We start from the raw sequence: 18,868 nt of genomic DNA on the forward strand, positions 1-18,868 counted from the left end.
CCTGGCACGCCCGCGCGGTTTCGGGCGGAGATGAAGGAGTCTCATGAAGATCACCGGTGCCGTCCTCGAAGAGATCGGCCGCGAGCGGCCGTTCGCGGCCTCCCGACCGATCACCATCGGCGAGCTGGAACTCGATCCGCCGGCCGGACCGGAGCTGCTCGTGCGCATCGAGGCGGCCGGGGTGTGCCACTCCGACCTGTCGGTGGTCGACGGCAACCGCCCCCGCCCCGTGCCGATGCTGCTCGGGCACGAAGCATCCGGAACCGTCGACGCCCTGGGTGACGAGGCGCGGGCCGCGGGATTCGCCGTGGGCGACCGCGTCGTGATGTCGTTCCTGCCGCGGTGCGGCACGTGCGCGGGGTGCCTCACCGACGGCCGGCTGCCCTGTGAGACGGGCTCGCGCGCCAACACCGCGGGCGTTCTGCTTTCGGGCGGCTCGCGGCTGCGGCGGGACGGCGAGGTCGTGCATCACCACCTGGGTGTCTCGGCGTTCGCGACCCATGCCGTCGTCGACCACCGCTCGGCGGTCGTCGTGGGCCGCGATGTGCCGCCCGAGATCGCGGCCGTGCTCGGCTGCGCCGTGCTCACCGGCGGCGGCGCGGTCATCAACGCGGGCGCCGTGCAGCCCGGGCAGGACGTCATCGTGGTCGGTCTCGGCGGCGTCGGCATGGCCGCCCTCATCACCGCGATCTCGCTCGGACACGGACGGGTGATCGGCGTCGACGCGCTGCCGGCCAAGCTCGATCGAGCGCGCGAGCTCGGCGCCGACCGGGCGCTCACGCCCGACGAAGCGGTCGCGCAGGGGCTGCGCGCGCCGCTCGTGGTCGAGGCCGCCGGGCACCCTCGCGCGTTCGAGACCGCGTTCGCCCTGACCGCGCCGGGCGGGCGCACCGTCACGGTCGGTCTGCCGTCGCCGACCGCCACGAGCACGGTCTCGCCGCTGACGATCACCGCCGAGGCCCGCACGATCGTCGGGTCGTACCTGGGCTCGGCGGTGCCCTCTCGCGACATCCCGACGTACGCCCAGCTGTGGCGCGAGGGCCGCCTGCCGGTCGAGGCGCTCATCTCGAGCCGCATCGCGCTCGACGACGTCAATACCGCGATGGACCATCTCGCCGCCGGCGAGGCCGTCCGCCAGGTGATGGTGTTCTGACCGGCCGCGGCCCTCAGTCCACGACGCCGCGGAAGGACTCCGACAGGTCGGGGTTGCGCGTGAACACGGGAATCCGGTCGAGCGGAGCCGGCACCCGGACGGTCTGCAGGCCCGCATGCGACTGCCCCGTCCACACATCCCACCACTCGCCGTCGGGCAGGTAGACGTCCCATTCGTCCGCACCCGGCTCGAGCACGGGGACGACGAGGATGTCGTCGCCGAGCAGCCATTGAGTCCCGGCATCCCACGCTTCGCGGTCGTCCGGCCAATCGAAGAACAGTGGACGCATGAGCGGCTTGTCGGTCCTGATCGCCTGGGCCGCAGCCTCGGTCAGGTACGGGACCAGACGCTCGCGCAGCTGCGCATATCGGCGGAACAGCGGGATGACGCGGTCGTCGCCGGTGCGTTCGGCGATGTTCCACGGCGTGCGGTCGCGCGACGGCGTGCGGTGGTGGTTGAACTCGGAGTGGTACTGCATGATCGGCACGAACGTCGAGGCCTGGGTCGCCCGCAGATACAGCTCGGCCGAGGGGATGTCGCCCGAGAATCCGGCGATGTCCCATCCCCAGTAGACGATCCCGCACGCGGCCGCCGTCAGCCCCGCGTTCATCGACCACCGGAACGCCTGCCAGGTCGAGTTCTCGTCGCCGGCCCAGAACGCGCCGTGCGCCTGCGACCCGGTGAACCCGGCGCGACTGAACGTGACCGGCGCCTTGCCCGCCGAACGCAGCAGGTCTCCGTACGCCTGCGCGTACGCGACCGGGAACAGGCCGTTCTTCTCATCGCCGTGCCGCCCGTCGAGGTACACGAGCTCGGCGCCCCACGCGTGCTCGCCGCCGTCGGTCTTGAAGCCGTCGACACCGATCTCTTCGACGAGGTACCGGCGCTTGTCGGTCCACCACCGCGCCGCGCGCTCATCGGTGAGGTCGGGCATGAGCGCCAGCGGGAACCACCAGCCGCGATTGCGGTACGGGCGCAGGCGCCCGCGAGGATCGGGCTCGCGGATCACGACGTCGTCGCGCACGGCGGCCGCGGCATCCGCCGCCGCCTGCCCCGCGGGGTGCGGACGCATCTTGATCAGCGGGATCTGCCACAGATGAAGACGAATGCCGCGGTCATGCAGTTCGTCGGTCATGCGTTTCGGGTCCGGCCAGGCCCCTTCGGGCGGGAAGGTGAAGTCGGCGAGGCGGTGCGGTGCACCGTCGGCCGAGACCTCGTAGCGCGCGTCACGGAAGGCCGTGAAGGTCGATTCGTCGCTCCATGCCTCGATCACGACCGACCCGACCGGGATGTCGTGGGCGGCGTGCAGGTCCATCTGCCGCATCACCTCGGCCTGCGTGTTCCACTCGTTGCCGCTGGCCCACAGGCGGAACACCCAGGCCGGCAGCTCGGACGCCCGCCCGACCCGGTCGAGGAAGCCGCGCAGCACCTCGACCGGCGACCCGTCGAACCGGTGCAGCTCGACCGTTCCCTCGGGTCCGGTCTCGGCCTCGACGACGATCCGCTCGGGGTCGCTCTCGCCGAGGTCGAACCAGGTGCGGCGGGAGGTGTCCACGTGGAACCCCCAGCCCTCACCGCCGACGACGTGCGCGAAGGGCATCGGCAGGTAGGTCTTGCGCTCGGCGCCCTGGCTCTTGTACTGCTCGAAGACGACGGCGTCCAGGCTCGTCCCGGTCTGATCCACCGCGTCGTAGCGCTCCCCGAAGCCGGTGACGTGCTCGCCGCGGCGCAACGGCAGCGCGAACCGCACCCGCCAGGCCCGCCGGCCGTCGTGCAGCACTTCGGTCGATCCGTCGACGACGCTCGGCGTGCCCGTCTGCACGACGGCGTCCGCGGCGTGCTGCCACTGCGCCGCGCGGACCTCGAACCACCGCGTCCGCTCGGTGCTGCCATCGGCGCGGGCTGCGGTGAACCGGTAGCGGTAGGTCCCGCCGGTTCGCAGCGGAGCCGTGTGCGCCTGCCATCCGCCCGCGGCGCGGGCCATGCGGCTCGCCGCGGATGCGAGATGGCCGCCGTCGGTCATGCGGCCGCGCGAGGTCGTGGCGACGCGCTCCAGCGCGAGTTCTTCGGTGGATGCCGCGGCCCCGTCGTCCGGGTGCCATTCGATCGTGGCGACCACCGACACGGCCCCGGCATCGGTCCGGACGCCGAGGCTCGCCGCCTGCCCGGCGACGGGGACGACGGGCCGGCGCTGTTCGGTGTCGACGGAGTAGGGGTGGCCCGATCCCGCGGGGCGGTGGCGGATCATCGTGCGGCTCCTTCCACGGCCGGCCGGACGGTCAGGTCGATGCGGCCGAGCGCTGCGCCCAGGCGCAGGAACATGGCGTGGCTCCACAGCAGCGGGGTCGCGACGGTCCCCCAGCGGTCGATCCACTCCTGCCGCATGCCGGGGGCGATGAGGTGGTCCGGCACTTGTTCCGGCAGATCGAGCTCGGGTGTGGCCGTCGCCGCGGCCCACTCGAGCAGTTCGCCCGCACGGTCGCGGTCGCCGGCGGCGAGGTGCGCCAGCCCGAGGAAGCACGACAGCAGGGGCCATTGACCGCCGCCGAAGAACGTGTCGCCGAGGTACCGGTGCACCCCGCCCTCGACGGTGAGGTGAGACTCGAGCACGGCGATCGTGCGCCGGGCGGCATCGGAGCGCGGGTCGACGACGCCGAGCGGGGCGATCGCCGCGGCAAGGCTCCCGTCGACCGCCGTGCTGCCGAGCCACTTCAGCAGGTGTCCGTCGGCGGTCCCCTGGGTGGCGACGAGGCGACGGATCGCCGTCGTCTCGGAGCGGATGCCCTCGGCACGGTCCGGGTCCACGAGCCCTGCGGCGGCGACCGCGTCGAGGCCGGCGGCGATGCACGCCAGCGTCGACACGTGCACGTGCTGCGCGTGCTCTTCCCACCAGTCGTAGCAGGGGCGTTCCCACGAGACGAGCAGGTAGTCGACCGTGAGCTGCACGGCGTCGCGGTAGGGCGCGTCGTCGAGGCCGTGGCGGTGAAGGTGCTCGACGAGGGCCCAGAGCCATGTGCCGTAGCCGTCCAGCTGGAAGTCCCACCACTCGTCGGCGCCGTCGCGGCCATCGAACGTGAAGCGTGCCGGCAGCATGTGTTCGGCCGGGGGCCGGCGGCCTGCCCGGCTCTCGCTCACGATCCAGCGGATCGCGTCGGTGCGACGCCCGATGACCTCCGCACACCAGCCGAAGAAGCGCGACGCCGAGTCGACCTCGCCGACCGCGGACATGCCGTCGGCGATGAAGGCTCCGTCGCGCAGCCAGCTGTAGCCGACATACGCCGAGAAGGTGGGGCTGGCCGGGTAGGCTCCCTCGGCCGTCTGGAGCGCCGTGATGAGGCGGATGCTGTGCTCGGCCAGGGCGGTGAGATCGGGACGGATGCGGCGCGGGGAGGTTTCGGTCACGGTGTGTCTTTCGAGAAGGGGTCGTGCTCGCGACGCGCAGCGCGTCGCGAGCACGACCGGTGCATCAGGGCTACTTCAGGAGGGAGTCGACCTGCTTGGCCAGCGCGGGGATGGCCTTGTCGGTCGTGGTGCGGCCGGCCGCGATCTCTCCGAGCGCGTTGGTCACGGCATCCTGGATCTGCTGCGAATTCGCGCCGAGCTGGGGAGCCGGAGCGATGTGGTCGAGCGCGTCGAAGACGGCCTTGCGGTTCGCCGGCGGGGTCTTGTCCAGGTACGGCTTCAGCTGGGCGTCGTCGCTGATCGCCGGGAGCTCCCAGCCGGCGTCGAGCCGGACGCCCACCATCTCCTTCGAGCTGCTGAGGTACTCCGCGAACTTCTGTGCGGCGGCCTTGTGCTTCGAGCTGTCCGAGACGACGACGGCGTTCGAGAACGTGGCGCTCGCCTTCTGGGTGTCACCGGGCTCGACGGCGATGTCCCAGCCGAACGGCAGCTGCCCGACGAGGCTGATCATCCAGATGCCGGTGTGCCACATCGCGAGCTTGCCCGCCTTGAACAGGTTCGTGTCGAAGTCGGCCGTGCCGGCGCCGTCGGCGGCGGTCGGCATGGTGGTTCCGGACTTGCCGGCGATCCAATCCGCGGCGGCCTTGCCCGCAGCGGAGTCGAACGCGGTGGACGTGCCGTCGGCCGAGAGGAACGACCCGCCGGCCTGCTGCACGGCCTTGTAGTACTCGTTGTAGGTGACCGGCTGGTAGTCGCCCCAGACCCCGGCCTTCTTGTCGGTCAGCTTCTGGGCGGCGGCCTTCTCGTCCGCCCAGGTCCAGTCCGCTGTCGGGTAGGCGACGCCGGCCTTGTCGAACAGGTCCTTGTTGTAGAAGAGCACGACGTTCGAGAACGAGGTCGGCAGCGCGTACTGCTTGCCGTCGACCTTGTAGCTGTCGAGCACCGACTGCCGGTAGGCGCCGGCGTCGATGCCGTCGAGCGAAGCGAGCACGCCGTTGGCCTGGATGTTGGCGAAGCTGCCGGCGTCGACGTCGAAGACGTCGGCCTGGGTGCCGGCGGCGAGGTCGGTCTGCAGCTTGGTGAAGTAGTCGGCGTAGGCCGACGTGGTGACCTTGACCTTGATGTTCTTGTTCTGCTTCTCGAACGCGTCGACGATCTTCTGCAGGTTCTTCTCGTTGCCGCCGTTGGAGATGAAGTTCGAGTAGGTGATGGTCACGGGTCCGCTGTCGGCGGTGCCGCCACCGGACGAGGCGCAGCCGGTGAGCCCGGCCGCGGCGAGCAGCGCGACTGCTGTGGTCGCGACGAGTGTCTTCTTCATGTGAGTGCGATCTCCTTTGATGTGGATGTGATGGTGTCGGGTGAGGGGTTCATTTCAGGCCGGTCCCCGCGACGCCCTGGACGATGTACTTCTGCGCGAACACGTAGAGGGCGAACATCGGCAGGATGCTGATGACCGAGCCAGCCATGAGCACGTCCCATTGGGTGGAGTACTGGCCCTGCAGGCTCGACAGCGCGACGGGCAGGGTCTGCATGGTCGGGTCGCGCAGGATGATCAGCGGCCAGAGGAAGCTGTTCCAGGTGTTGAGGAACGCGAACACCGTGAGGGTCGCGAGCGCGGGGCGCACCAGCGGCAGCATGATCTGGAAGAAGATGCGGAAGTGGCCCGCGCCGTCGAGCGTCGCGGCCTGGTCGAGGTCGTAGGGCACGGTGCTCATCGCCTGGCGCAGCAGGAACACGCCGAACGCCGAGGCGATGGTCGGCAGGATCGCGCCGAAGTAGGTGTTGATCAGGCCGAGCGTCTTCATCTCGGCGAACAGCGGCACGATGAGCACCTGGAACGGGATCATCATCGTCGCGAGATACAGCACGAACACGGCACCGCGACCTCGGAACGGCATCCGCGCGAAGACGTAGGCCGCCATCGCGCTCGTGATCAGCTGGAGCACGGTGCTGATCACGGCGATGATGAGCGAGTTGACGATCACCTGGGCGAACGGCACCCGGCTGAACAGTTCGAAATAGGGCGCGAGCGACGGGTTGTCGGGGATGATCTTGGGGGTCGTCGTGAGGGTGGCGCCGGGCGTGATGGATGTCACGACCGTCCACACGAACGGGAACACCATGATCAGCGCCCCGACGACGAGCACGAGATAGAGCAGCGTCCTGCCGGTGAGGGTCGGGCGGCGGGCCTCAGTCATAGTTCACCCACCTGCGCTGACCGTAGAACTGGACCAGGGTGACGATCAGGATGACCAGGAACAGCAGCCACGACAGCGCCGACGCCATGCCCGCCTGGCCGTACCGGAACGTGAGGTCGTACACCTGCTGCACGACCACCTGGCTGGAGTTGTTCGGCCCGCCGCCGGTCATCACGTAGACCTGGTCGAAGACCTGGAACCCGTTGATGAGCGAGAGGACGACGACGAAGAACGTGGACGGCGAGAGCATGGGGAGCGTGACGCTGAACAGCCGCCGCCACCAGCCGGCGCCGTCGAGCGCCGCCGCCTCGTAGAGGTCGGAGTTGATCGACTGCAGGCCCGCCAGCAGGATGACCATCACGAAGCCGAGGTCCTTCCACGCCGAGGCGAGGATGATGGACGGCATCGACCAGACCGGATCAGCCCACCAGCCGGGTCCGTCGATGCCGAACCAGGCCAGCACGGTGTTGACGATGCCGGTGCTCGGGTTGAGCAGCCAGCGCCAGACGAGCGCCACGACGACCCAGCTCGAGATCACAGGCAGGAAGTAGACGCCGCGCAGGAGGGACCGCCCACGCAGCTTCGTGTTCAGCGCGAGGGCGAGTGCGAGCCCGCCGATGTACACGAGCGGCAGGTAGCCGACGATGTAGTAGACGGTGTGCAGGAACGCCTGGCGGGTCGCGGGATCACCGAGCAGGTGGGCATAGTTGTCGAGCCCGACCCACTTCATGGACCCGATGAGGTTCCAGGAGTGCAGGCTGGTCCAGGCGGCGGAGATCATCGGTCCGATCACGAACGCCAGCAGGGGGATGAGGCTCGGCAGCAGGAACACTGCGACGGTCAGCAGGTACGTCGCCTTGCGCGCCCGCCGGCGCGGGCCCGACGGCGCCGGGGCCGGCGGCGCGGCCACGACGGGCTGCACCGTCATCGTGCTCATGGCCGCGCCTCGATCGATGCGACCAGACGCTCGCGGACGAGCCGCCCCTGCTCTCCCGCGACACCCTGCGAGTCGAACGGCGTCGCGAGCACGAGTGCGGCGGCGCCCTGCGCCCACCGGTCGTCCTGCCAGCGCTCGACGGCGACCGCGGTGCCGCGCTTGCCCGGCACCAGCGCACTGCGCAGAGCGTTCTCGAACGGTGCGGACCAGTGCGACCACGCCTCGACGCCCTCGCCCGAGAGCACGACGATGTCGGGGGCGAGCAGATTCACGGCACCCGCGAGGGAACGCCCGAGCTGGTGACCGGCGTGCGCGAAGATCTCGCGCGCCGCGTCGTTGCCCGCGTCGGCCAGTTCACGCAGCTCGTCGATCCCCTCGGCATCCCCCAGCAGTCGGATCGACCGCGCGTCGTTGACGAGCGCCGCCTGCCCGATGATCGCCTCGAGGCAGCCGCGATTGCCGCACTGGCACAGCGGTCCGTCCTCGCGCACCGGGACGTGCCCCAGGTCGCCGGCACCGCCCGCGCGACCGCGGACGATGACGCCGTCGGCGACCAGACCCGCCCCGACGCCGTTGCCGACGGTGACGACGAGCACGTTCCGGAACTGCCGTCCCTGCCCGTACAGCTGTTCGGCGACGGTCAGCGCGTTGACGTTGTTCTCGACCACCACGGGAAGACCGAGCGCACGCCGCATCTGCTCGCCGAGCGGAACCTGGTTCCAGCGCAGCTGGGTCGAGTCGACGACGCCGACGCCCTGCTGGGCGACCGTGCCCGGCAGGCCGACCCCGATGCCGATCAGTCGGCTCGACTCTGCACCGGCGACGAACTCCCTGACGAGGTCAGTCAGATGCGGTACCGCCAGCGGCGAGACGGCGTCGAAGGCCTGCGTCTCGGAGCGACGGACGACGCCGTCGATGCCGACCTCCACGAACGCGACGTGGTCAGGGGCGACCTTGACGCCGAGGGCGGTGATGTCGTGCGAGACGATCCCGAGCATCCGTGCCGGCCGTCCGCCGCTGCGGGCTTCTTCGAGCTCTTCGACGAGGCCGTCCGCGAGCAGGTCCCGGGTGAGCTGGGTCACCAGAGCCGCCGAGACATCGAGTGCGCGGGCCAGCTCGGCACGCGAGGCCGGCCCGTGCGCACCGAGGTGCGCGAGGATCGCCGTGCGGTTCACGTCCGTCTGAGAGCGGGAGCCGGCTCGCATTTCACTCCTTTGTTAAGTCGTGAAGAAAGAGTAGAAGTAAGTCCGCAAGCCTGTCAAGGGGTGAACCGGCCCGGTTCATCCCCGGCGCTAGGCTCGGCCGCATGAGCATCGACCTCGAAGAGCTGTACATCGATCTGCACAGGCATCCCGAGCTGTCGTACCAGGAGACCCGCACCGCCGGCATCGCCGCAGGGCATCTGCGCGACCTGGGGCTCGAGGTTCGAAGAGGGGGTCGGAGTGACGGGCGTGGTCGGCGTGCTGCGCAACACGCGCAAGGGTGACGACGGCCCCGTCGTCTGGATGCGCGCCGACATGGACGCACTGCCGGTCGAAGAGCAGACCGGGCTCGCCTACGCCAGCACCGTCACGGGCGTCGACCCGGCCGGCACCACCGTGCCGGTCATGCACGCGTGCGGGCACGACATGCACGTGACCGCGATGATCGGCGCGGTCGAGAAGCTCGTCGCCACGCGCGACGAGTGGTCGGGAACCGTGGTCGTCGTGATCCAGCCGGCCGAGGAGTACGGTTCGGGCGCCCGCTCGATGCTCGACACGGGACTGCTCGAGCGGTACCCGAAGCCCGACGTCGTGCTCGGCCAGCACGTGGCCCCGCTGCCGGCCGGCACGATCGGCATCCGCCCCGGCACGCAGATGGCCGCTTCGGACGGCCTCACCGTGACGCTGCACGGCCGCGGCGGCCACGGCTCGCGCCCCGAGTCGACGATCGACCCGGTCGTGATGGCGGCATCCACCGTCATGCGCCTGCAGACGATCGCCTCGCGCGAGATCGATCCGCAGAAGGTCGCGGTGGTCACGGTCGGGTCGATCCACGCGGGGCTGAAGAACAACATCATCCCCGACAAGGCGACGCTCGAGATCAGCCTGCGCTACGCCGACGACGAGATGCGCGAGCACGTGCTCGCAAGCGTCGAGCGCATCGTGCGCGCCGAAGCCGAGGCATCCGGCGCCGAACACGAGCCCGAGATCCGCACCGACCACACACTGCCGGCGACCATCAACGACGCCGAGGCCACCGCCCGGGTCACCGCCGCACTGCAGCGCGCGCTGGGCGAGCGGAGCGTCATCGATCCCGGCATGACCACAGGCAGCGAGGATGTCTCGTGGTTCGCGCGCGATGCGGGCGTGCCGCTCGTGCTCTGGTTCTGGGGCGGGGTGGATGCCGCGACCTTCGCCACGGCGATGCAGAACGGCACCGTCGACAGCGACATCCCGACCAACCACTCCCCGTTCTTCGCGCCGCTGATCCACCCCACGATCGAGGTCGGGGTGACGGCGATGGTCGCGGCCGGCCGGGAGTTCCTCGTCTGAGCCGCGACGCCTGACGAATACCCTCCGACGAGGGCCGCGCCTCTTCCACAGGAGCGTCCCGACCCGCTACCGTTCGAGGCGGGGACGGCGGAAGGCGGGGAGCCATGACGACGCAATGGGGCGCGATCGGAGTGTGGGTCGGCAGCTTCGAGGGTCACGTCACCCGGCAGATCGGCACCGAGGCGATGGGTGCCGAGATCACCGAGACGGTATCGGGCAGCTTCGAGCTGCACCGCGACCTCGCCAACGACGGCTCGACACCGTACGTGTGGTCGGGCGTCGGGCGGATCTCGGGCTCGGTCGAATCGAAGAATCGCGGGATTCCGGGCGGTTCGAGCGGAAAGGGCGCCGGGACGACGGCGATGTCACTGTCGATCGATCCGCCCTCGGGAACGTACCAACTGAACATCCAGCCCTTCCGGTTCGCCATCACCGTGACCGACGGTGACGGGACTCGGCAGGACACTGCACAGACAGCGTGGGACGATCCACCGAAGTGGAACGACTGGCCGCTGCCCTCGGCGGGAACGCTGCTGTCGGGGGATGCCGCAGGAGCGACCGGCCAGCAGCAGACCTGGCGCATCGCGCCCCAGATCGGCGATCTCCACCTCGAGGTGACGGCGACCAGCACCGACATGCGCAAGACGAAGGCGAAGATCGTGCACCCGATCGCAGCGATGGACGGCAGCGGCCCCCGCATGCCCGACCTCGTGGTCGGCACGAGGATCAAGGAGCTCAGCGCCGCCGAGGACGCCGCCGTCGCTCGACGCGTGCGCATCGAGATCGAATACCGGCAGAGCGGGGTCAGGTGGGTGCCGAAACAGAAGAAGAAGGACGGCACGGTCGTGCCTGGCCACTACAAGCCGGCGGAACGACACGACATCACCTACCTCCCGGGCCCCGATGCGACCGGCTGGCAGGACGTCCCCATCGGCAGCACCGACTGGCTCGTGGACTGGAAGGGCGAGTTCTACGGCGGGGATCTGCGCGCCTACGCCGAGGCGACGCCATCCGGCGCCCCGATTTCGGCCGCGCTCGAAGAGCACCATTCGATCTTCGGCCTCACTCCCACGCACGAACAGATCCGCGACAGGATCACGCACGATCGCGCTCTGAGCTGCCACGTGGTCGCGTTTCAGGAATCGCGCTTCACCGAGTTCGCGTCATCGGTGAAGAAGCTCGGCGTCGTCTCGAAGTCGCCGCAGCCCGTCGTCGCCTCCCGCGACCTCGGGTTCGGCATCGGACAGCTGACGAACTCACCCGAGCCGAGCACCGATCAGCTGTGGAACTGGCAGGACAACGTGACGGACATGTGCCGCCGACTGCGCGACTGGCGGTCACAGGCGGTGACGGACGCCAAGGAGGTTCAGCGGTACGGAAAGCCGATGCCGTCCCGGGCGAGCAAGACGCAGCGCGAGAAGTGGGCCAAGCACCCGCGCACACCCAAGCCCACCCCGGCCCCCGCCTTCACCGACGACCAGCTCGACCTCGAGATGTGGTGCCGTTACAACAGCGGCCGCCCCTATCACGACTACGACGTGAAGAAGAAGACGTGGGTGAAGGGCCGCGGCAACGCTGCCGGGCACACCTACGCCGACACCGTCATGGGGTGGCGGCACGACGTCGAAGCGAAGACGCCGCCGCCGCTGTGGAAGTGAACGTCTGACGTCCTCTGCCACATAATCGGAACATGGCCCCAGCCCGCAGCTCGCACCAGCCGCCGAGCATCAGGGATGTCGCCCAGCGCGCCGGCGTCTCGCACATGACCGTCTCGCGCGTGCTCAACGAGTCCGACAACGTCAGCGCGGCCACGCGCGACCGTGTGCTGGCGGCCATCGCCGAGATGGACTTCCGCCCCAGCCGCACCGCGCGTGCCCTCGCCCGCGGCCACACCCAGATGCTGGGCGTGCTCGATGCGACCGGCGGGCTGCTCTACGGGCCGAGCAGCACGATCAACGCGATCGAGCTGGCCGGCCGGGCCGTGGGCTACTCGGTGACGATCGCGGGGGTCGATCCGGCCGACGCCGACAGCGTGCGCGAGGCGCTCACCCACCTGCTGAGTCAGGATGCCGCGGGCCTGATCATCATCGGACCCAGCGCGCAGACGCGCGAGGCCGTGGCCGAGGCGAGACCCGGCGTCCCCGTGGTCACGATGCACGGCCCGGGCGAGGCCGCGGCGTTCACCGAGCAGTCGGACGCGGCAGCCGCCGCCGCCCGGCACCTGCTCGGCCTCGGCCACACGCGCTTCGCCGTGATCGCCGGCCCGACCGATTGGCCCGAGGCCGCCGCCCGGCGCAGCGGCTTTCTCGAAGCCCTCGCGAACGCGGGGCTGACGGCGGTCGGCGTGCAGGAGAGCGACTGGAGCGCGCAGTCCGGCTACACGGCCGGCCGGCTGCTGCTCGCGGCCGCCCCGTTCACCGCGGTGTTCTGCGCGAACGACCAGATCGCCCTGGGGTTCATGCACGCCGCGCGCGAGCACGGAGTGCGCATCCCCGACGACATCAGCGTGGTCGGCTTCGACGACACCCCCGAGAGCGCCCACTACACGCCGCCGCTGACGACCCTGCGGCAGGACTTCGCCGAGAGCGGCCGCCGCGCCGTGGCGCTCATCCTCGCCCGTCTTACGGGTGCCGACGAAGACAGCGCGCTCGCGCCCCTCGTGCCCGAGCTCGTGATCCGCGCCTCGACGGCGCCGCCCGCCGCCGGCTGAACCCCGACCTGACCGTCGGATCGCTCGGCTGGACCACGGTGCCGGTTCACCCCGCCCGGGCACTGCCGAAACCGACCTCTTGACATCGACGAGCACTCGTCGTAACGTCGACGCCAGCAATTGTTACCGGTAACTCTTCACCCTGGATTGTTACCGGTAACAGCTCGTGAGACAGGACGAAGCGGTTCTCTTGCTCGGCACCGATGCCCACCTCGGATGACCCGACCGACAGGACGCTCTCGCCTCGTCTTCACGCGACCTCTCGCAGGTTCGAGTTCCCGTCCGCAGTTCCGTTTGAAGGAGGCAGAACCATGATGTTCCGCACCAAGAAGCTGGCCGCCGTCGCCGTCGGTGCAGCCCTCGCCCTCAGCATCACCGCGTGCAGCGCCGGTCGCGGAGGGACAGCCGCCGATGCCGCCGGCGGCGGCGCAGCAAACGCCGGAAAGGGCGCGCTGGTCGGCATCGCGATGCCCACCAAGGTCGACCAGCGCTGGATCCAGGACGGCAACAATGTCGAGAAGTACCTTCAGCAGGCGGGTTACAAGACCGACCTCGAGTACGCGAACAACGACATCCCCACGCAGGCGCAGCAGATCGAGTCGATGATCACGAAGGGCGCGAAGGTGCTCGTGATCGCCTCGATCGACGGCGGCGCGCTCGGCCAGCAGCTCGACGACGCGAAGGCCGCCGGGGTCAAGGTCATCTCGTACGACCGGCTGCTGACCGGCGACGCGAACGTCGACTACTACGCCACGTTCGACAACTTCAAGGTCGGCGTGCTGCAGGCCAACTCGCTGCTGACCGGCCTCGGCTATCTGGACGACAGCGGCGCCAAGACCGGCAAGACCGGACCGTGGCACGTCGAGATCTTCGCCGGCAGCCCCGACGACAACAACGCCACGTTCTTCTACAACGGCGCGATGAGCGTGCTCAAGCCGCTGATCGCCGACGGCACCCTGGTGGTCACCAGCGGCCAGACCGCGTTCAACCAGACCGCGATCCAGGGCTGGGACCCGGCCACGGCCAAGAAGCGCATGGACGACCTGCTCGCCAAGAGCTATTCGACCGGCAGCACCAAGCTCGACGGCGTGCTCTCCCCCTACGACGGTCTGTCGGACGGCATCATCGCCGCGCTGGAGAGCGGCGGCTACAAGGTGGGCTCGAACGGCTGGCCGGTCATCACCGGGCAGGACGCCGAGGTCGCGAGCGTGAAGCAGATCATCGCCGGCTCGCAGTACTCCACGATCTTCAAAGACACCCGCAACCTCGCCAAGCAGGCCGTCGCGATGACCGAGGCGCTGCTGCAGGGCAAGCAGCCCGAGGTGAACGACACCAAGAGCTACGACAACGGCAAGAAGATCGTGCCGACCTACCTGCTCCCGCCGGTGGTGGTCACCAAGACCAACTACCAGAAGGAGCTCATCGACAGCGGCTACTACACGGCCGCCGACCTGAAGTAGGACGACGGTTCGGGATGCCGCGACCCGGCGGCTGCGGCATCCCGAACCCTTCATCGCAAGGAGGCGACATGGATCAGGCCCCCATCCTCGAGATGCGCTCCATCACGAAGGAGTTCCCCGGCGTGAAAGCGCTGTCGGACGTCACGCTCTCGGTGCGCCGCGGCGAGGTCCACGCGATCTGCGGCGAGAACGGCGCCGGCAAGTCCACCCTGATGAACATCCTCTCGGGCGTGTATCCCCACGGGACATACGAGGGCGACATCGTCTACGGCGGGCAGGTCTGCCAGTTCAGCGGCATCTCCGACTCGGAGAAGGCCGGCATCGTGATCATCCACCAGGAGCTGGCGCTCAGCCCCTACCTGAGCATCGCCGAGAACATCTTCATCGGCAACGAGCGCGCCACCGTCGGCTGGATCGACTGGGGCGCGACCGAGACGCTGGCCCGCGAATACCTCGACCGGGTCGGAATGCTCGACAACCCCGCCACGAAGATCGCCGAGCTCGGCGTCGGCAAGCAGCAGCTGGTCGAGATCGCCAAGGCGCTCTCGAAGAAGGTCGAGCTGCTCATCCTCGACGAGCCGACCGCGGCCCTCAACGACGACGACTCGGCGCGGCTGCTGGAGCTGATCCTCGAGCTGAAGGCGCAGGGGGTGACCAGCATCCTGATCTCGCACAAGCTCAACGAGATCAAGAAGGTCGCCGACACCGTCACGATCATCCGCGACGGGCACACGATCGAGACGCTCGACGCGTCCAGTCCCGACGTGAACGAGGACCGCATCATCAAGGGGATGGTCGGTCGCGACCTCACCCACCGCTTTCCCGACCACACCCCCACGATCGGCGACGAGCTGCTGCGCATCGAGGACTGGACGGTGCACCACCCCTCCGACCGCGGCCGCAAGGTCGTCGACGGGGCGCACCTGTCGGTGCGCGCCGGCGAGATCGTCGGCATCGCCGGCCTCATGGGCGCCGGGCGCACCGAGCTCGCGATGAGCGTGTTCGGGCACAGCTGGGGCGTCGACATCTCGGGCAGCGTCTTCATGCGGGGCGAGCGGGTCAACACGCGCACCGTGCCCGCCGCGATCCGCGCCGGACTCGCGTACGCGACCGAGGACCGCAAGACGTACGGCCTGAACCTCATCGAAGACATCGCACGCAACGTCTCGTCCGCCGCGCTCGGCAAGCTCAGCCGCAACGGCTGGGTCGACCGCAACCGCGAGCACGTCGTGGCCGAGGAGTTCCGCCGCGACATGAATATCAAGGCGCCGTCGGTCGCCACGTTCACCGGCAAGCTCTCGGGCGGCAACCAGCAGAAGGTCGTGCTGTCGAAATGGATGTTCTCGGACCCCGACGTGCTGATCCTCGACGAGCCGACCCGCGGCATCGACGTCGGCGCGAAGTACGAGATCTACACGATCATCAACCGGCTCGCCGACCAGGGAAAGGGCATCCTCGTGATCTCGTCCGAGCTGCCCGAGCTCATCGGTCTGTGCGATCGCATCTACACGCTCTCTGAGGGCGTGATCACCGCCGAGGTGCCGCGGGCCGAGGCATCCCCCGAACGACTCATGCAGAGCATGACCAAGATCCGAGAAGAGGACCACGTATGAGCACGACCCGGGTCGCCCCGCCTGCTCCTCCCGCATCCCGCCCCACGGGCGGAGGGATCGTGGCCAGCACCGTCGCCTACATGGGCGGGCAGCTGCGCCAGATCGGCCTGTTCATCGCGCTGATCGTGATCGTGCTGTTCTTCCAGCTCGTCACGCAGGGCATCACGCTGAGCCCGCGCAACGTGTCGAACCTCATCGTGCAGAACAGCTACATCCTGATCCTCGCGATCGGCATGGTCATGGTGATCATCGCCGGACACATCGACCTGTCGGTCGGCTCGGTGGTCGCCGTGATCGGGGCCCTCGCCGGCGTTCTCAACAACAAGATGGGGATGTCGTGGGGCATGACGGTGCTGCTGTGCCTGATCGCCGGGGCCCTCATCGGCGCCTGGCAGGGGTTCTGGATCGCGTACTTCCACATCGAGTCGTTCATCGTGACCCTCGGCGGCATGCTGCTGTTCCGCGGGCTCGCGCAGATCCTGCTGCACAACACGCAGATCTCGCCGTTCGACAACGGCTTCCGCGCGATCGGATCGGGGTTCCTGCCCGACCTCGGCGGCGGCACGTCGTATCTCGAAGCGTTGACGATGATCATCGGCGTCGGCTCGGTGCTGGCACTCATCGGCATGAGCGTGCGCTCGCGCCGGGCACGGGCGCGCAACGGGCTCACGCTCGAGCCGCTCGGCTGGTCGGTGCTGAAGACGGCGTTCATGTCGGTGCTGATCCTGGGCATCTCGTGGCTGCTGGCCAGCTACCGCGGCACCCCGGTCGTGCTGATCATCCTCGGCGTGCTCGTCGTCGCGTACTCGGCCGTCATGGCCAACAGCGTCTTCGGCCGCCACGTCTACGCGATCGGCGGCAACAAGCGCGCCGCTCAGCTCAGCGGCGTGCGCACAGACCGGGTCAGCTTCCTGCTGTTCGTGAACATCGGCGTGCTCTCGGCCTTGGCGGGGCTCGTGTTCACGGCGCAGCTGAACCTCGCCGGGCCCAGCGCCGGCAACGGGTTCGAGCTCGACGCGATCGCGGCGGTGTTCATCGGCGGGGCCGCCGTCAGCGGTGGCATCGGCACGATCGGCGGGGCGATCATCGGCGGTCTCATCATCGGCGTGCTCAACAACGGCATGACGATCATGGGCGTCGGCACCGAGTGGCAGGAGTTCATCAAGGGCCTCGTGCTGCTGGCCGCCGTCGCGTTCGACGTCATCAACAAGCGCCGCGGCGAGCGCGCCCGATGACGGGCGACGCAGCGGCGATCGCCGACGGTGCGGTCTGCCTGGGCATCGAGCTCGGTTCCACGCAGGTCAAGGCGTGCCTCGTCGATGCGGCGCGACCCGCCCGGGTCGTGGCATCCGGAACCCACACGTGGCAGAACCGGCTCGTCGACGCGCGCTGGACGTATGCGCTGGAGGATGTGTGGACTGCGGTGCAGACGGCGTACCAGGCGATGTCGGAGAACGCGCTCGCCCGGCACGGCGTGCGTCCGACCGCGCTTCGGGCCCTCGGCGTCTCGGCGATGATGCACGGCTACCTGGCGTTCGACGCCGGCGGCGAGCTGCTGGTGCCGTTCCGCACGTGGCGCAACACGTCGACGGGGGATGCCGCAGCCGCCCTTTCGGAGCTGTTCGGCGTGAACATCCCGCTGCGCTGGTCGATCGCGCATCTGCAGCAGGCGATCCTCGACCGCGAGCCGCACGTGCCGCGCATCGCGCACCTGACGACCCTGGCCGGCTACGTGCACGAGCGCCTCACCGGCCGCCGCGTGCTCGGCATCGGCGATGCGGCCGGCATGTTCCCGATCGATCCGGTCACCGGCGACTACGACGCGTCCATGGCGGACGCCTTCGACCGGCTCGAGACGAGCGCGGTGCTCGGCTGTCCGGTCCGCGGCATCCTGCCCCCGATCGCCCGGGCGGGCGCCGACGCCGGGACGCTGACCGCGGCCGGCTCGCTGCTGCTCGACCCGACGGGCGCTCTCACGGCGGGTGCCCTGGTGTGCCCGCCCGAAGGCGATGCCGGCACCGGCATGGTCGCGACCGGGGCGCTGTCGCCGCGCACGGGCAACGTCAGTGTCGGCACCAGCATCTTCGCGTCGGTCGTCCTGGACGAGCCGCCGGCTCACGCCCACCGCGAGATCGACATCGTCGCCACCCCCGAGGGGCGCGCGGTCGCGATGGTGCACTGCAACAACGGGGCGAGCGAGCTCGGCGTGTGGGTCGACCTGTTCCGGCGCTTCGCCGCGCTGACGGGCGCACCCGTCGAGGTCGACGAGTCGTACCGGGTGCTGTTCGACGAGGCGCTGACCGCCGACGCCGACGCCGGGGGCGTGATCGCCTACAACCACCTGTCGGGCGAGCCGCTGGTCGGGCTCGACTCCGGCCGCCCGCTCGTGGTGCGCACCGCCGACAGCGACCCGTCGCTGGCCAACATGATGCGGGCGCAGCTCTACGGCGTGTTCGCGACGCTGGCGATCGGCATGCAGATCCTGGCCGGCGAGGGCGTCGACCTCGACCGCATCTACGCGCACGGCGGCGTGTTCCGCACGGCCGGTGTCGCGCAGCGGATGCTCGCAGCGGCCCTGGACACCTCGGTGCTGGTGGCGCGCACCGCGTCGGACGGCGGGGCGTGGGGCGCCGCGGTGCTGGCCGCGTTCCGCGCCGTGCGCGCGGCATCCGACGGGGACGGCACCGCCGCGCCGACGCTGTCGGACTACGTGCACACCGCGGTCTTCGCCTCCGGCGACTTCTCCCTCGTGCAGCCCGACCGCGACGACGTCGCCGGGTTCGCACGGTTCCACCGCCTCTACCGCGCCGGGCTCTCGGTCGAGAGCCGGGCGGTCCGTGACATCCCTCTCGAAAGGAGCG

At 69.7% G+C, this 18,868-nt stretch carries 12 protein-coding genes and 2 pseudogenes; 8 read left to right on the plus strand and 6 right to left on the minus strand.

All coding sequences use genetic code 11. The features are described 5' to 3' along the window. Positions 1–43: 43 nt before the first annotated feature. Positions 44–1,153, plus strand: a complete 1,110-nt coding sequence (locus AC3RX0_RS09450; protein ID WP_491505727.1) for a zinc-binding dehydrogenase — start codon at positions 44–46, stop codon at positions 1,151–1,153. Between the two features lie 13 nt (positions 1,154–1,166). Here AC3RX0_RS09450 and AC3RX0_RS09455 read toward each other — a convergent pair whose 3' ends face one another. From AC3RX0_RS09455 to AC3RX0_RS09480, 6 genes are all read right to left on the minus strand, one after another. Further along, positions 1,167–3,401: a glycoside hydrolase family 31 protein gene (locus AC3RX0_RS09455; RefSeq protein WP_491505728.1), complete on the minus strand. Its 2,235-nt coding sequence runs from the start codon at positions 3,399–3,401 to the stop codon at positions 1,167–1,169. Further along, the gene (locus AC3RX0_RS09460; protein ID WP_491505729.1) at positions 3,398–4,555 is read right to left on the minus strand and encodes a glycoside hydrolase family 15 protein; all 1,158 of its coding nucleotides are present in this window, start codon (positions 4,553–4,555) and stop codon (positions 3,398–3,400) included. Before AC3RX0_RS09460 ends, AC3RX0_RS09455 begins: the two co-directional genes overlap by 4 nt. A gap of 70 nt (positions 4,556–4,625) precedes the next feature. Next, positions 4,626–5,873 carry an ABC transporter substrate-binding protein gene (locus tag AC3RX0_RS09465; RefSeq protein ID WP_491505730.1) on the minus strand — a complete coding sequence of 416 codons (1,248 nt, stop codon included), beginning with the start codon at positions 5,871–5,873 and terminating at the stop codon, positions 4,626–4,628. A 49-nt stretch (positions 5,874–5,922) separates the two neighbouring features. After that, positions 5,923–6,753, minus strand: a complete 831-nt coding sequence (locus tag AC3RX0_RS09470; RefSeq protein WP_491505731.1) for a carbohydrate ABC transporter permease — start codon at positions 6,751–6,753, stop codon at positions 5,923–5,925. Next, a complete protein-coding gene (locus AC3RX0_RS09475; protein ID WP_491505732.1) occupies positions 6,746–7,690 on the minus strand; it encodes a carbohydrate ABC transporter permease in 945 nt (314 codons plus the stop codon). The genes AC3RX0_RS09470 and AC3RX0_RS09475 overlap by 8 nt, the downstream gene beginning before the upstream one ends. Next, on the minus strand, positions 7,687–8,895 hold the full coding sequence (locus AC3RX0_RS09480) for an ROK family protein (protein WP_491505733.1): 1,209 nt from the start codon (positions 8,893–8,895) through the stop codon (positions 7,687–7,689). Before AC3RX0_RS09480 ends, AC3RX0_RS09475 begins: the two co-directional genes overlap by 4 nt. Positions 8,896–8,996: 101 nt before the next feature. On the opposite strand from AC3RX0_RS09480, the pseudogene AC3RX0_RS09485 reads away from it, so the two are divergent. The 7 genes and pseudogenes from AC3RX0_RS09485 to AC3RX0_RS09515 all read left to right on the plus strand — a co-directional run. Next, positions 8,997–10,224 (plus strand): annotated as a pseudogene (locus AC3RX0_RS09485) (amidohydrolase). A 104-nt stretch (positions 10,225–10,328) separates the two neighbouring features. Further along, positions 10,329–11,882 carry a hypothetical protein gene (locus AC3RX0_RS09490; RefSeq protein WP_491505734.1) on the plus strand — a complete coding sequence of 518 codons (1,554 nt, stop codon included), beginning with the start codon at positions 10,329–10,331 and terminating at the stop codon, positions 11,880–11,882. 32 nt (positions 11,883–11,914) lie between these two features. Continuing rightward, the gene (locus AC3RX0_RS09495) at positions 11,915–12,934 is read left to right on the plus strand and encodes a LacI family DNA-binding transcriptional regulator (protein ID WP_491505735.1); all 1,020 of its coding nucleotides are present in this window, start codon (positions 11,915–11,917) and stop codon (positions 12,932–12,934) included. A gap of 311 nt (positions 12,935–13,245) precedes the next feature. Then, positions 13,246–14,394, plus strand: coding sequence for a multiple monosaccharide ABC transporter substrate-binding protein (gene chvE, locus AC3RX0_RS09500; protein WP_491505736.1), 1,149 nt, complete (start codon positions 13,246–13,248; stop codon positions 14,392–14,394). Positions 14,395–14,462: 68 nt separating this feature from the next. Beyond that, positions 14,463–16,007: a multiple monosaccharide ABC transporter ATP-binding protein gene (gene mmsA / locus AC3RX0_RS09505; protein ID WP_491505737.1), complete on the plus strand. Its 1,545-nt coding sequence runs from the start codon at positions 14,463–14,465 to the stop codon at positions 16,005–16,007. 80 nt (positions 16,008–16,087) lie between these two features. Continuing rightward, the gene (mmsB, locus tag AC3RX0_RS09510; protein WP_491506335.1) at positions 16,088–17,242 is read left to right on the plus strand and encodes a multiple monosaccharide ABC transporter permease; all 1,155 of its coding nucleotides are present in this window, start codon (positions 16,088–16,090) and stop codon (positions 17,240–17,242) included. After that, positions 17,239–18,852: pseudogene (locus tag AC3RX0_RS09515) on the plus strand (xylulokinase); the annotation flags it as partial. The gene mmsB and the pseudogene AC3RX0_RS09515, both read left to right, overlap by 4 nt. Positions 18,853–18,868: the final 16 nt, after the last annotated feature.

It is taken from the genome of Microbacterium sp. W1-4-2 (genome assembly GCF_058349885.2).

Coding starts and splice junctions, on each gene's coding strand:
- AC3RX0_RS09455 (WP_491505728.1), bottom strand. CDS start 3,401: ATGATCCGCCACCGCCCCGCGGGATCGGGCCACCCCTACTCCGTCGAC.
- mmsB (WP_491506335.1), top strand. CDS start 16,088: ATGGGCGGGCAGCTGCGCCAGATCGGCCTGTTCATCGCGCTGATCGTG.
- chvE (WP_491505736.1), top strand. CDS start 13,246: ATGATGTTCCGCACCAAGAAGCTGGCCGCCGTCGCCGTCGGTGCAGCC.
- AC3RX0_RS09490 (WP_491505734.1), top strand. CDS start 10,329: ATGACGACGCAATGGGGCGCGATCGGAGTGTGGGTCGGCAGCTTCGAG.
- AC3RX0_RS09480 (WP_491505733.1), bottom strand. CDS start 8,895: ATGCGAGCCGGCTCCCGCTCTCAGACGGACGTGAACCGCACGGCGATC.
- AC3RX0_RS09475 (WP_491505732.1), bottom strand. CDS start 7,690: ATGAGCACGATGACGGTGCAGCCCGTCGTGGCCGCGCCGCCGGCCCCG.
- AC3RX0_RS09450 (WP_491505727.1), top strand. CDS start 44: ATGAAGATCACCGGTGCCGTCCTCGAAGAGATCGGCCGCGAGCGGCCG.
- AC3RX0_RS09495 (WP_491505735.1), top strand. CDS start 11,915: ATGGCCCCAGCCCGCAGCTCGCACCAGCCGCCGAGCATCAGGGATGTC.
- AC3RX0_RS09465 (WP_491505730.1), bottom strand. CDS start 5,873: ATGAAGAAGACACTCGTCGCGACCACAGCAGTCGCGCTGCTCGCCGCG.
- AC3RX0_RS09470 (WP_491505731.1), bottom strand. CDS start 6,753: ATGACTGAGGCCCGCCGCCCGACCCTCACCGGCAGGACGCTGCTCTAT.
- mmsA (WP_491505737.1), top strand. CDS start 14,463: ATGGATCAGGCCCCCATCCTCGAGATGCGCTCCATCACGAAGGAGTTC.